Genomic DNA, 14005 nt, shown 5'->3' on the forward strand with positions numbered 1-14005 from the left:
GTCGCGGTTGGTCTTTGGTCTAATCCAAGTGTTGATTTAATAAGTTTCTTAATGATTTCGTAATTTAAACAACCTCGATCCTCTGCGAACACGCTCCATCCGGTTGCCAAGGCATTCGACCAAGAGCGTAGATTCTCCCTCCCGCCAGCTATTTCGCCCTTTTGCTCCCCTATCGGCGACTCACTATTCTCCAGCCCGTTCACCGCGCCGTCGGTATTACAAGAACAGGGCGTCGATCGTTGACCCTGTCATGGCCTCGACCGCAGCGTCTCGATCTTGAGAGGAGTCTCACCGTGCTCACCATCATTGGCCTCATCGTCATCGTGGCGATCGTCGTCACCTTGATCACCGAAAAGCTCAGTCCGCTGGTGGCGCTGACCGCGATCCCGTTCGCCGGCGCGCTGGCGGCGGGCTATTCGCTCAGCGAAATATCCGATTTCTTCCAGTCCGGCGTCACGCGGGTGGCTAACGTTGCCTTCATGTTCATGTTCGCGATCCTGTTCTTCAGCATCATGAAGGAGCGCGGGCTGTTCGATCCGATCGTGCGCGGGGTGATCAAGCTGACTCGCGGCAATGTGATCGCCGTCGCGGTGATGACCACGCTGCTCGCCGGCATCGTTCACCTCGATGGTTCGGGCGCGGCGACCTTTCTGATCGTGATACCCGCGCTGCTGCCGCTCTACCAGCGTCTCGGCATGCGCCCGCTTTTGCTGCTGTTGCTGATGTCGATGTCGATGGGGGTGATGAACATGGTGCCCTGGGGCGGGCCGATCGGGCGTGCGGGCGCGGTCACCGGGGTCGACCCCACCGAGCTCTGGCATGCGCTGATCCCTGTGCAGCTGTGCGGAATGATCGGAGCCCTGGCGCTCGCCGCGCTGTTCGGCTGGCGGGAGCAGCGGCTGATTCGCGCCCAGCATGGTGAGCAATCGAGCCATCAGGCGATGACCATGCCGCTGCAGTCGACCGTGGCTGCCCATGCCGCCAGCGAACCCCGTCGTTTGCCCGAGTTCAAGCGGATGCAGCGCCGGGTGCAGGCGCAGTTCGGTGACGACGAAGAGCAAAGCATCCCGGAGGCGGGCCTGCCTCGGCACTTCTGGATCAATCTCGCTATCGTGATCACGGTGGTGGCGGTGCTGGCGATGGGGTGGCTGGCACCGGCCTACACCTTCATGCTCGCCCTCGGCGCTGCCTTCGCGGTCAACCTGCCGCGTCCCGCCGACCAGGCCGTCGCGATCAAGAAGCACGCGCCCCAGGCGCTCAACATGGCGGCGATCATCGGCGCCGCCGGGGCTTTCCTCGGTATCCTCTCGGATGGGGGAATGCTGACCTCGATCGCCAACGATCTCGCCAATACCCTGCCGCGGGAGTCGATCGCCTGGCTGCACGTGGTGGTCGGGATATTCGGCGTGCCGCTCGATATGCTGACCAGTACCGACGCTTACTATTTCGCGCTGCTGCCGGTGGTGCAGGAAGTCACCGCGCCGGCCGGTGTCGACCCCCGTTCGGTGGTCTACGCGATGGCGATCGGCAACAATGCGGGCACCTTCGTCAGTCCCTTCGCCCCGGCGGTATGGCTGGCGGTGGGGCTTGCCGGCGTGCAGATGGGCCAGCACCTCAGGTTCTCCTTCCCGATCATCTGGCTGTTCAGTCTCTATCTACTCGGGCTCGGCGCGCTGTTCGGGCTGTTCTGAGCGCGTCTTCCCTGGTCTGTCTTGAAGGCGTCGGCTTCCCATGGGGAGTCCGGCGCCTTCGGCGTTTCCGCGTCCGTGATCGGGAATCGATGATCCTGCAAATGGGGCGGTGTAGCGCAAGCAGAGCGCCATCCTGAGTGGAAAAAATGCGTCAATTTGGTGCGAGCGGCTGAATTCTCATCTCGCCTTGGTGCGCCGCGAGGAGGGTGGTCGCTTAAATTTGCATGGGCCATGCAAAATCGGCATGGGTTTTTGAGTTAAAGAACGCCGTTCCACAACCTGATGGAATCATTCTCATCCATTGCGCAAACGTATGAAAGGATAAGGGTTTTTTCTCCGAAAAGGGCGAAAATGCAGCGCGATATCAGTCGCTTAGCGTGAATTTGAGGATGGATGACGTATTGCGCGCCGTTCCTGAACCTCGCTATGCTCGCTGGCCCGCTCACCCACCTGCGGCCGGGCGTTTACCGCCCGAATTCGATGTCGGGAGAATGACAAAACCGACCAATATATCTTCGTCAGAAACTGGATACAAGCACCTCGAGAGGCACTTCATGATGAGAGGTCTTCATCGTCCCAGTGAGTTTCGCGACAACTGTGGCTTTGGCCTGATCGCCCACATGCAGGGTGAAGAGAGTTTCGATCTGCTCAATACGGCGATCGAATCGCTGGCCTGCATGACTCACCGCGGTGGGATCAACTCCGATGGCAAGACCGGCGATGGCTGCGGTCTGCTGTTTCGGATGCCCGACGTGTTCATGCGCGAGACCGCTCGTGAGGAACTCGGGGTGACCCTCGGCGAACGCTTCGCGGTCGGTACCGTCTTCTTCGCCGACGACGATGCCCGTGAAAATGCGGCGCGCGCGACGCTCGACGCCGAGCTCGCCGCGCGTGGACTCAAGCTCTTCGGCTGGCGTGAGGTGCCGGTGGATCCGAGCGTCTGCGGCCCGATCGCACTCGCTTGCCAGCCGCGTATCCGGCAGGTGTTCGTCGGCCCGGCGCAGAGCCGCGACGATGATGCGCTGTTCGCGGTCGACCTCTATATGGCGCGCCGGCACGCCGAGGTACGCCTGGCCTCGGACTCCGAGTTCTATGTCTGCTCGCTGTCGGCCAAGGTCGTCTCCTACAAAGGGTTGATGATGCCGGCCGACCTGCCGGCGTTCTATCGCGATCTGAGCGATCCGCGGATGCGCACCTCGATCTGCGTCTTCCATCAGCGCTTCTCGACCAACACCGCGCCACGCTGGCCGCTGGCCCAGCCTTTCCGCTTCCTGGCCCACAACGGCGAGATCAACACCGTCGAGGCCAACCGCAGCTGGGCCAACGCACGGCGCCAGAGCTTCAAGAGCGAGCTGCTGCCGGGCCTTGGCGAGTTCGACGAGATCGTCAGCGCCGAAGGTTCCGACTCGATGAGCATGGACAACATGCTCGAGGTGCTGCTCACCGGCGGCATGGAACTGCATCGCGCGATCCGGCTGATGGTGCCGCCGGCGTGGCAGAACGTACAGACCATGGACGCTGACCTGCGCGCGTTCTACGAATTCAACTCTATGCACATGGAGGCCTGGGACGGCCCGGCGGGAATCGTGATCACCGATGGCCGTCACGCCGTCTGTACCCTAGATCGCAACGGGCTGCGTCCGGCGCGCTGGGTGATCACCGACAACGGCTACATCACGCTCGCCTCCGAAATCGGGGTGCACGACTACGCACCCGAGAGCGTGATCGCCAAGGGCCGCGTCGGTCCGGGGCAGATCCTCGCGGTCGATACCCACACCGGCGAAGTGCTGCACACCAGCGATGTCGACGACCGGCTGAAGTCGGCCTATCCGTACAAGCGCTGGCTGCGTGAGAACGCCCACTATCTCGAGTCGGCACTGACCGAGCTGGCCCGCTTCGTACCGATGGACAGCGACAAGCTGCTCAGCTACCAGAAGATGTTCCTGGTCAGCTTCGAGGAGCGCGACCAACTGCTGCGCCCGCTCGCCGAGAGCGGCCAGGAGGCGGTCGGCTCGATGGGCGACGATGCGCCGATGGCGGTGCTGTCGCGCCAGCCGCGGTTGATCACCGACTTCTTTCGCCAGAAGTTCGCCCAGGTCACCAACCCGCCGATCGACCCGCTGCGCGAAGCGATCGTGATGTCGCTCGAGACCTGCCTCGGCGCCGAACGCAATGTCTTCGCCGCTACGCCAGATCATGCCAACCGGCTGATCCTGACCACGCCGATCCTCTCGCCGCGCAAGTTCACCGCGCTGACCACCCAGGAGGATCCCGCGTTCCAGAGCAAGGAGCTCTCGCTTTGGTACGACCCGGAGCGACTTGGGCTCCGTCAGGCGATCGAGGCGCTGTGCGAGGAGGCGATCACCGCTGCGCGCGAAGGCAAGGTCGTGCTGGTGCTGAGCGATGCCGAAATGCGTGAGGGGCAGTTGCCGATCCACGCCGCGCTCGGTGTCGGTGCGGTGCACGCGTCGCTGGGTAAGCTGGCGCTGCGGCCCAGGGTCAACCTGATCGTCGAGACCGGCTTCGCCCGCGATGCCCACCAGATGGCGGTACTGTTCGGCGCGGGCGCCACCGCGGTCTATCCGTACCTCGCCTACCAGGTGATGGCCGACATGCATCGCACCGGCGAGCTTACCGGCGACCCGGCGGAGGGGCGCGAGAACTATCGCAAGGGGCTGCAGAAGGGGCTGCTCAAGATCCTCTCCAAGATGGGGATCTCGCACATCGCCTCCTATCGCGGCTCGCTGTTGTTCGAAGGCGTGGGCTTGCACCAGGAGGTGATCGATCTCTGCTTCCCGGGGATGGCGTCGCGTATCCAGGGCGCCGGTTTCGCCGAGCTGCAGCTCCAGCAGCAGCTGCTCGCCCAGGACGCGCGGATCAAACGCAAGCAGATCCGCCAGGGTGGCCTGCTCAAGTATGTCCACGGCTACGAGTACCACGCCTACAACCCCGATGTGGTGATGACGTTGCAGCAGGCCGTGCAGCAGGGTGATTACCAGATCTGGAAGAAATTCGCCCGCTTGGTCAACGAGCGGCCGGTGGCGACGATTCGCGACCTGCTCAAGCTCAAGGAGGGCCTGGAGCCGATCTCGCTGGAGGAGGTCGAGCCGATCGAGGAGCTGCTGCTGCGCTTCGACAGCGCCGGGATGTCGCTCGGTGCGCTTTCGCCTGAAGCCCACGAAGCGCTGGCCCAGGCGATGAACGAGACCGGTGGGCGTTCCAACTCCGGTGAGGGTGGCGAGGACCCGGTGCGCTACGGCACGATTCGCAACTCGAAGATCAAGCAGGTCGCCTCCGGGCGCTTCGGGGTTACTCCGGCCTATCTTGCCAGCGCCGAGGTCATGCAGATCAAGGTCGCCCAGGGCGCCAAGCCAGGCGAGGGCGGCCAGCTGCCAGGCAGCAAGGTCAATGGGCTGATCGCGCGGCTGCGCTACGCGGTGCCGGGGGTGACGCTGATCTCGCCGCCGCCGCACCATGACATCTACTCGATCGAGGATCTCGCCCAGCTGATCTTTGATCTTAAGCAGGTCAATCCGCGCGCCCAGGTCTCGGTCAAGCTGGTCTCCGAACCCGGTATCGGCACCATCGCCACCGGTGTGGCCAAGGCCTATGCCGACCTGATCACCGTTTCCGGCTACGACGGCGGCACCGCGGCGAGTCCGCTGACCTCGATCAAGCACGCCGGCTCGCCTTGGGAGCTCGGCCTGCCCGAGGTGCATCAGGCGCTGCGCATCAATGGATTGCGGCACAAGATCCGGCTGCAGACCGACGGCGGCCTCAAGACCGGGCTCGACGTGATCAAGGCGGCGATCCTCGGTGCCGAGAGCTTCGGCTTCGGTACCGCGCCGATGGTCGCGCTCGGCTGCAAGTATCTCAAGATCTGCCATCTCAACAACTGCGCCACCGGGGTCGCGACCCAGGATGGCAGGCTGCGCGATGAGCATTTCCGCGGCACCGTCGATATGGTCAAGCACTACTTCCACTTCATTGCGGAGGAAGTGCGCGAACTGCTGGCAAGCCTCGGGGTGCGCAAGCTCACCGACCTGATCGGCCGTACCGACCTGCTCGAGCGAATCGAGGGCGAGACCCGCGCCCAGCAGCGCATCGTGCTCGACGACCTGCTCGCCAACGACTTCGTCGACCCAGCGGCGCCGCAGTTCTGCACTACGCGCCGCAACGAGCCGCACGACCCGGGGGCGAAGAACGAAGAGATGCTCGGCGCGATGATGGCGGCGATCGAGTCGGGCGAGGGCGGCGAGTTCTCGTTCAGGGTGACCAACTGCGACCGCTCGGTTGGTGCCAGGGTCTCCGGTGAGATCGCTCGGCGCTATGGCGAGGCGGGACTCGAATCGTCCCCGCTCAAGGTCCGGCTCAAGGGGATCGCTGGCCAGAGCTTCGGGGTGTGGAACGCACGCGGCCTCGAGATGTATCTCGAGGGCGACGCCAACGACTACGTCGGCAAGGGCATGAACGGCGGCAAGCTGGTGCTCACGCCGCCGGCCGGCAGCCGCTTCGAAAGCCAGAAGACCTCGATCATCGGCAACACCTGCCTGTATGGCGCCACCGGCGGCAAGCTCTTCGCCGTCGGCCAGGCCGGCGAGCGCTTCGCGGTGCGCAACTCTGGCGCCCATGCGGTGGTCGAGGGGGTCGGCGATCACGGTTGCGAGTACATGACCGGCGGCTTGGTCTGCGTGCTTGGCCCCACCGGGGTCAACTTCGGCGCGGGGATGACCGGTGGTTTTGCATACGTGCTCGACGAGGATCGCGGTTTCGTCGACCGCTACAACCACGAGCTGGTCGAGATCCGACGGATCAATACCGAGACGATGGAGGCCTATCGCCGCCATTTGCGCGAGGTGCTCCAGGAATACGTGATGGAGACCGGCTCTGCCTGGGGCCTGCGTATCCTCGATGAATTCAACGATTACCTGCGCAACTTCTGGCTGGTGAAGCCGAAGGCCGCGAACCTGAAGAGCCTGCTCGCCCAATCGAGCCGCAGCCCAGAATGATTCGTCGGCACCGCCGCGCCAGGCGGCGGTGCGCCGGACCCTGACCGATGAGGGAGAGTCTTCCCATGGCAGAACGCCTTGCAAACGACTTCCAGTTTCTCGACGTAGGTCGTCAGGACCCTGAGAAGAAGGACGCGCGGACCCGTTCGCGCGAGTTCACCGAGATCTACGCACCGTATCGGCCCGCCGAGGCGGCGAGCCAGGCCCATCGCTGCCTCCACTGCGGCAACCCGTATTGCGAGTGGAAGTGCCCGGTGCACAACTACATTCCGAACTGGCTGAAGCTGGTCGCCGAGGGCAACATCCTCGAAGCCGCCGAGATGTCGCACAAGACCAACTCGCTGCCCGAGGTGTGCGGCAGGGTCTGCCCGCAGGATCGGCTCTGCGAGGGTGATTGCACCCTCAACGACGGCTTCGGCGCGGTGACCATCGGCTCGATCGAGAAGTACATCACCGACACCGCCTTCGCGCTTGGCTGGCGCCCCGACGTGTCCCACGTGGTCTGGACCGACAAGCGGGTCGCAGTGATCGGCGCAGGCCCTGCGGGGCTGGCCTGCGCCGACATCCTGGTGCGCAACGGGGTCAAGCCGGTGGTATTCGACCGCTACCCCGAGATCGGCGGCCTGCTGACCTTCGGGATTCCCGAGTTCAAGCTCGAAAAGCACGTGATGAAGCGCCGCCGCGGCGTATTCGAGGAGATGGGTGTCGAGTTCCGGCTCAACGTCGAGATTGGCCGCGACGTGCAGATGGCTGAGCTCATCGAGGAGTACGACGCGGTGTTCATGGGCATGGGCACCTACAAGTACATGGAAGGCGGCTTCCCCGGCGAAAGCCTCGCGGGGGTGCACAAGGCGCTCGACTTCCTGATCTCCAACGTCAACTACAACCTCGGCTTCAACGCCAACCCGGCCGACTACGTGTCGATGCAGGGCAAGCGGGTGGTGGTACTGGGCGGCGGCGACACCGCGATGGACTGCAATCGCACCTCGATTCGCCAGGGCGCCTCCCAAGTCACCTGCGCCTACCGGCGCGACGAGGAGAACATGCCCGGCTCGAGGCGCGAGGTGAAGAACGCGCGCGAGGAGGGGGTGGAGTTCCTCTTCAACCGCCAGCCGATCGCGATCATCGGTGATTCGCAAGGGCGGGCCACCGGGGTCAAGCTGGTGCGCACCCGGATGGGCGAGCCCGACGAGCGCGGCCGTCGTCGTGCCGAGGTGGTGCCGGGGTCGGAGGAGATCCTCGATGCCGACGCGGTGATCGTCGCCTTCGGCTTCCAGCCCACCGAGATCGAGTGGTTCGAGGACCACAGCGTCGAGATCGACGAGCGCGGCCGGGTGGTCGCCGCCGAGCAGGACCTGAAAAAAGAGCTGCACTTCGCCTTCCAGACCAGCAATGAGAAGATCTTCGCCGGCGGCGACATGGTGCGTGGCTCGGACCTGGTGGTCACCGCGGTCTATGAAGGGCGCAAGGCGGCCGAAGGCATTCTCGACTATCTCAACGTCTGACCGGGTCGTCCTTCCGCCGCGGGGAGATGGCAACGAAGACGGCAGCTGAAAGGGGCACCCGATCGACGGGTGCCCCTTTTCGTATGCTCGCATTGCATCGGCGGCGGTATTCGCGACGGCGTCGCAGCAAGGCTCAGGTGATGCGCGGCGTGTCGTAGACTTCGCGGTCGAGCTCGCCTTCGCTGTGACCGACCACCACGCTGGTCATCAGGTCGCCTGCGACGTTGACCGTGGTCCTCGCCATGTCGAGGATGCGATCGATGCCGGCGATCACCGCCACCGCCTCGAGCGGCAGCCCGACCTGGACCAGGATGATCGACAGCATGATCAGCCCCGCGCCAGGTACCCCGGCAGTGCCGATCGTCGCCAGGGTGCCGGTGATCACGATCATCAGGTAGTCCATGGTGGTCAGCTCGACACCGATCAGCTGGGCGATGAACAGCGTCACTGCGCCCTGGTAGATCGCTGTGCCGTCCATGTTGATCGTCGCGCCCACCGGCAGCACGAAGCCGGCGACGCCCTTCGACACCCCGAGGTGTTTGGTGGCGCAGCGCAGCGACACCGGCAGGGTGGCGGCGCCCGAAGTGGTCGAGAAACCGACCATCAGCGCATCGATGCTGCCGTGTAGCCAGCGCAAGGGATTGAGCCGAGTGAATACCGCCACCATTCCCGAGTAGACCACCAGCACGTGGAAGATGCAGGTGACGTAGACCACGCCGATGATCTTCGCCAGCGGCACCAGCACCTCGAGTCCGTAGCGCCCCGACACGTAGGAGATCAATGCGAACACGCCGATCGGTGCGCAGGCCATGACCAGGCTGGTCATCTTGAACATCGCCTGAGCGAGGCTGTCGATGCCCCGCACCATCGGTGCCGCCGCATCGCCGATCAGGCTCAGCGAGATGCCGAGGATCAGCGAGAAGACGATGATCTGGAGGATGTTGCCCTCTGCCATCGCCGCCAGCGGATTGCGCGGCACCAGGTCGATCAGGATCTGGGCCAGCGAGGGCGCCTCCGTGGCGGCCTCTCCCCCCTGCGCGGCGAAGCTCATCCCGGTACCAGCGCCGGGCTGGAACAGCCAGGCCGCGAACATGCCGAGTGAAATGGCGAACACCGTAGTGAGCATGTAGATCGCGGCGGTCTTGCCGCCGACCCGTCCCATCTTGGCCGGGTCGCTCATCGAGGTGATGCCCTGGATCAGCGAAGCGAAAATCAGCGGTACGATCAGCATCATGATCGCGTTGATGAACAAGTCGCCGATCGGCTTGAGGTATTCCGCCTTCTCACCGAGCAATTGACCCGCGACCAGGCCGAGCGCCAGCGCGATCATGATTTGCTGCCAAAGTGCCAGACGAAAGCCGGCGCTGGTGGGTGCGTTACCCGGAGCGGGAGCTGACATGCGGTGTCGTTCCTCGTTGTTGGTGGGCGAGCTGCTGCTCGTCGGCAGACAAGAAGCGGCCCACCTTAATCAGGGCGAGGAGCATTACCAGAGGGGCTTAAATCTGAAAAAAGGTTTAGGCGCCTGTGGGCTTATCGGTTTGGCGGCAAGTCAGTGCCGCTGCGGCATGGCACTGGGCGCGGTGGCGGCGGCGGCAGGCAGCGGGAAGAGGCGGTCGTAGGCCCAGTTGTAGACGAAGGCGTAGCAGACGTAGAACACCGCGAGCGAAGCGACCAGCGAGAAGGCGGCGAGCGCATCGGTGCCGAGATAGAGCATTGCCAGCGGCTGCAGGATCGAGAGCAGGCCGGCTTCGAACAGCAAAGCGTGGAAGATCCGCATCGTCACTCCCTTGCGCAGGCTGCCGCGCCAGCGGCGCAGCGCATGATCGAAGCCCAGGTTGTAGAGGTAGTTCCAGACCGCCGCGATCACCGCGCTTACGATCCCGATCACGCCCATGTGGCTGGGGGCGAGGGAGAAGGCGTAGCTGCCGAGCGGCAGCACGATGAGGATGCCGATCGCTTCGAACAGCAGGGTGTGGCGCAGGCGGTCGAGGGTGGTGCGCATCGGGCTCTCCTGGAAGGGCGATGCGCGGCACTATCATCTATCATCGGGCCGAATTAAAGTTGGAATCCATCTGTAATCCAGATAGAAGGGCGGTGGATGAATCCTACCCACGAGCAGTTGGTCGCTTTCGTCACCACGGTCGAGGCGGGTTCGTTCTCCGCAGCGGCCCGGCATCTCGGCAAGGCGCAGTCGTTGGTCAGCACTCATGTCGCCAACCTGGAGCTCGAGCTCGGCTTCGCGCTGTTCGATCGCAGCAAGCGGCTGCCGGTGCTGACCGCCAACGGCCGAAGGATGCTGGCCGAGGCGCTCAGCCTGCTGGAGCAGCGCGAGCATCTGCTCGGCGTGGCACGGCGGCTCGACCAGCGGATCGAGCCACGGCTGCGGTTGGCGATCGACGAGTTCTATCCGGAGCGGCTGATCGGCGGCTTGATGCATGATTTCGCCGCGCGATTCCCTACCGTCGAGGTCGAGCTGCACTTCCCGCTGCTCGACGACGTCGGCCGGATGATCGATGCCGGCAGCGCCGATCTCGGGGTGATGTGCCGCCCGTCCGAACCCTTGGCCACGCTCGAGACCCGGCCGATAGGCCGGGTGCCGCTGCGTCTGGTCTGTGGGCGTGATCATCCGCTCGCCGCGGGGGGCTTCGAGCGCGAAGACCTGAAGCGACACCGCCAGCTGATCGTCGCTACTCGCGGACAGCGCAGCTCACGCCAGGCCGAGCGCATCGCACCGGACGTCTGGTGGGTCGAAAGCCATTTCGTGATGCTAGAACTGGTCAAGCACGCAGTGGGTTGGACGCTGATGTCGGACCATGTGATCGCCGCCTCGCCCGCAAGGCCCGAGCTGGTCACGCCGATCGCGCCCGGTCTCGAGCGCTGGGTGGAGCTCGAGCTCGGCTGGCACCGCCAGCGTGGCCTGGGCATCGCTGGCGGCTGGCTGCGCGACCGGCTGCTGGCTGAGGCGTTACCCGATCGGTGGCCGCCGCTCGAACGCTAGTCGGCCAGCTTGCCGACCAGCGTGTCTGGGTTGAATGGGCCCTTGTCGGCCAAAAGCCCCCGGGCGTGATCGAGCTTTTCCGCCTGTTCGTCGGCGTCGAATCCGACCAGCAGCACGCCGACCAGGCGGTGGTCATCGAGGTAGTACACGGTTCCTTTCTGCGCAGGCGCCTGCTGCCACTCTTCAGCCATCTGCAGCTGGCTCGAGAGCTGGCCGATCGCCTGGTAGCTGAGATCGAAGAGGACCGAATAGAAGTAAGGCGTATGGGTGTAGCGCTCGTCCGAGCCGGCCATGATCCGGCCCACGCAGCCGCCCATCTGCTTGGCGTTGTCGACGTGCTCGACCCGCTGGCGCCCGAGGATCGCATCCGGGTACTTGGCCACGTCGCCGGCGGCGAAGATGTCGGGATCCTCGGTGGCGAGCCGCGCATCGACGATGATGCCTTCATCGACGGCGAGCCCCGCTTGCTCGGCGAGCGACTGATTGGGGGTGATGCCGAGCCCGATCGCGACCGCATCCGCTTCGATGCTGAGCCCATCGTCGAGCCGCACCACCACTTTGCCGTCACGCTCCTCGCCACCCACGACCTTGCGCCCGCCGATCAGCTCCACCCCGTGGTCGCGGAAGGTCTGGTGGAGGCGCTCGGCCAGCGCGCTTGGGAACTGCGACTCGCCGAGGGTACGCTCGGGCAGGATCAGGGTGGTTCTGGCACCGTTTTGAACCAGGGCGGCCGCGAGCTCGGTGCCGATGAAGCCACCGCCGACCACCGCCACGTGTCTCTGCTCGCCCGCCAGCTCGCGCAGCTTGCGGTAGTCTTCGACGGTGCGATAGTAGAGTACTCTTTCGCTTGCCGGCAGCTCGAGGCGCTTGGGCGTGCCGCCGGTGCTGATCAGCAGTTTGCCGTAGCCGTAGGTGCTGCCATCGCTGGTCTCGACCCGTTTGGCCGCACGGTCGATGTGGCTGACGCGAACGCCGAGGCGCAACGTCGCCCCGGTATCGCCGCTGGTATCCGGGAATATCTGGTCGTAGCCGAATTCAGGGTCGGTCCAGAGCTTCTTCGACAGCGCCGGGCGGGTTACCGGTGGGTCCCGCTCCTCGCCGAGCACGCCGATGGTGCCTTCGGCGTCGAGTTCGCGGATCCCACGCGCGGCAGCGTCGGCTACCATGCCGGCACCGATGATCAGATAATCGTAGTCGTGGCGCATCCTGGCCTCCATTCATCGTCTGGCGTTGGTCACGAGGCGCCGCGCGCGATGGCGAGCCTCCTGCCCGATGGTCCTGCGCGGCGCATGGATATCAGGCTAGTAGATACGTCGGAGCATGCGAGGCGCGGCTCAGGGCGCATCACATTCAATCGATCAGGGAGAAGCAGCGTGGCCGAAGGCTGGTTTCCGAAATGGCGGCTGAAAGGGGCCGGGGAGGGCGCGATCGTCGCCCCCGACGAGCGGCTCTCGCTGCTCCAGACCGGGGTGATGGGGGTGCAGCACGCGGTGGCGATGTTCGGCTCGACCGTGCTCGCGCCGCTTTTGATGGGGTTCGACCCTAACCTCGCGATCCTGATGTCGGGTGTGGGTACGCTGATCTTCTTTCTCATCGTTGGTGGCCGGGTGCCGAGCTATCTCGGTTCCAGCTTCGCCTTCATCGGCGTGGTGATCGCTGCGACCGGCTATGCCGGCAGCGGCGCCAATCCGCAGATCGGCGTGGCGCTCGGCGGGATCATCGTCTGTGGCCTGGTCTATGCGCTGATCGGGCTGGTGGTGATGGCGCTGGGAACGGGATGGGTAGAGCGCCTGCTGCCGCCGGTGGTGACCGGCGCGATCGTCACCATGATCGGGCTCAACCTCGCGCCGGTGGCGGTGGCGAGCGTCTCGAACAGCGCGTTCGAAAGCTGGATGGCGATGGTCACGGTGCTGTGCATCGGCTTCGCCGCGGTGTGGAGTCGCGGTCTCGCCCAGCGGCTGTTGATCCTGCTTGGGCTGCTGAGCGCTTATCTGGTCTATGCGGTGGTCGCCAATGGCTTCGGGCTCGGAACGCCAATCGATTTCTCCCAGGTGCTCGAAGCGCCGTGGCTGGGGCTGCCGGCATTCTCCTCGCCGAGTTTCGAGCTCGGGGCGATTGCGCTGATCGCCCCGGTCGCGGTGATCCTGGTGGCGGAGAACCTGGGCCATATCAAGGCGGTGGGCGCGATGACCGAGCGTAATCTCGACCCCTGGATCGGCCGCGCCTTCCTGGGTGACGGTGTGGCGACGATGGTTTCCGGCTCGGTGGGCGGCACCGGGGTGACCACCTATGCCGAGAACATCGGGGTAATGGCGGTGACCCGGGTGTTCTCGACGCTGATCTTCGTCGCTGCGGCCTTGCTCGCGATCCTGCTTGGCTTCTCGCCCAAGTTCGGCGCGCTGATCCAGACCATCCCGGGGCCGGTGCTCGGCGGCACCTCGATCGTCGTATTCGGCCTGATCGCAGTGGCGGGCGCACGGATCTGGGTGCAGAACAGGGTCGACCTGGGCGATACCAAGCACTTGATCGTGATTGCCGCGACCCTCGTGCTCGGTGCCGGTAATTTTCATCTGGCGATCGGTGGTTTCACCCTCGATGGCATAGGCACCGCGACCTTCACCGCGATCCTGCTCAATCTGATCCTGGTGCGGCGATCGCACGCCTAGTACAGCGGCTTGGGTGGTGTGACCACTAGGCGTAGAATGATCTGTTGTCCGAACCATGTCGCCTTTCATCCACCATTGCGAAGGCGGTTGCGGAGCCCCGCTCCGCCTGGTCACTTGGAGGAGCATGCCGGCAAGC

8 protein-coding genes are annotated in these 14005 nt (G+C 64.7%); 5 read left to right on the forward strand and 3 right to left on the reverse strand.

The window, feature by feature from the left end; genetic code table 11:
* The first annotated feature begins 293 nt into the window (after positions 1-293).
* The 3 genes from A5892_RS05540 to A5892_RS05550 all read left to right on the forward strand — a co-directional run bounded on the left by A5892_RS05540 (position 294) and on the right by A5892_RS05550 (position 8205).
* Positions 294-1691: a CitMHS family transporter gene (locus A5892_RS05540; RefSeq protein WP_064121952.1), complete on the forward strand. Its 1398-nt coding sequence runs from the start codon at positions 294-296 to the stop codon at positions 1689-1691.
* Positions 1692-2245: 554 nt separating this feature from the next.
* Complete coding sequence (gene gltB / locus A5892_RS05545; protein WP_064121953.1) at positions 2246-6700, forward strand: glutamate synthase large subunit; 4455 nt, start codon at positions 2246-2248, stop codon at positions 6698-6700.
* Between the two features lie 65 nt (positions 6701-6765).
* The gene (locus A5892_RS05550) at positions 6766-8205 is read left to right on the forward strand and encodes an FAD-dependent oxidoreductase (RefSeq protein ID WP_064121954.1); all 1440 of its coding nucleotides are present in this window, start codon (positions 6766-6768) and stop codon (positions 8203-8205) included.
* Positions 8206-8338: 133 nt separating this feature from the next.
* On the opposite strand, the gene A5892_RS05555 is transcribed toward A5892_RS05550, so the two are convergent.
* Positions 8339-9604, reverse strand: coding sequence for a dicarboxylate/amino acid:cation symporter (locus A5892_RS05555; protein WP_064121955.1), 1266 nt, complete (start codon positions 9602-9604; stop codon positions 8339-8341).
* A gap of 150 nt (positions 9605-9754) precedes the next feature.
* A complete protein-coding gene (locus tag A5892_RS05560) occupies positions 9755-10207 on the reverse strand; it encodes a PACE efflux transporter (protein WP_064121956.1) in 453 nt (150 codons plus the stop codon).
* A 96-nt stretch (positions 10208-10303) separates the two neighbouring features.
* On the opposite strand from A5892_RS05560, the gene A5892_RS05565 reads away from it, so the two are divergent.
* The gene (locus A5892_RS05565; protein WP_064121957.1) at positions 10304-11203 is read left to right on the forward strand and encodes a LysR family transcriptional regulator; all 900 of its coding nucleotides are present in this window, start codon (positions 10304-10306) and stop codon (positions 11201-11203) included.
* On the opposite strand, the gene A5892_RS05570 is transcribed toward A5892_RS05565, so the two are convergent.
* Positions 11200-12408 carry an NAD(P)/FAD-dependent oxidoreductase gene (locus tag A5892_RS05570; protein WP_064121958.1) on the reverse strand — a complete coding sequence of 403 codons (1209 nt, stop codon included), beginning with the start codon at positions 12406-12408 and terminating at the stop codon, positions 11200-11202. The two genes, A5892_RS05565 and A5892_RS05570, sit on opposite strands and share 4 nt — an antisense overlap.
* A gap of 168 nt (positions 12409-12576) precedes the next feature.
* Between A5892_RS05570 and A5892_RS05575 the strand changes: the two genes are divergently transcribed.
* Complete coding sequence (locus tag A5892_RS05575; protein WP_064121959.1) at positions 12577-13869, forward strand: solute carrier family 23 protein; 1293 nt, start codon at positions 12577-12579, stop codon at positions 13867-13869.
* Positions 13870-14005 lie beyond the last annotated feature (136 nt).

The sequence above is a fragment of the Halotalea alkalilenta genome, from assembly GCF_001648175.1.
In the GTDB taxonomy this organism is placed as follows: Bacteria; Pseudomonadota; Gammaproteobacteria; order Pseudomonadales; family Halomonadaceae; genus Halotalea; species Halotalea alkalilenta_A.

Bases quoted from the DNA above. Each gene is read 5' to 3' on its own strand.
- A5892_RS05565 (WP_064121957.1), top strand. From the start codon at position 10,304: ATGAATCCTACCCACGAGCAGTTGGTCGCTTTCGTCACCACGGTCGAG.
- A5892_RS05555 (WP_064121955.1), bottom strand. From the start codon at position 9,604: ATGTCAGCTCCCGCTCCGGGTAACGCACCCACCAGCGCCGGCTTTCGT.
- gltB (WP_064121953.1), top strand. From the start codon at position 2,246: ATGATGAGAGGTCTTCATCGTCCCAGTGAGTTTCGCGACAACTGTGGC.
- A5892_RS05570 (WP_064121958.1), bottom strand. From the start codon at position 12,408: ATGCGCCACGACTACGATTATCTGATCATCGGTGCCGGCATGGTAGCC.
- A5892_RS05550 (WP_064121954.1), top strand. From the start codon at position 6,766: ATGGCAGAACGCCTTGCAAACGACTTCCAGTTTCTCGACGTAGGTCGT.
- A5892_RS05560 (WP_064121956.1), bottom strand. From the start codon at position 10,207: ATGCGCACCACCCTCGACCGCCTGCGCCACACCCTGCTGTTCGAAGCG.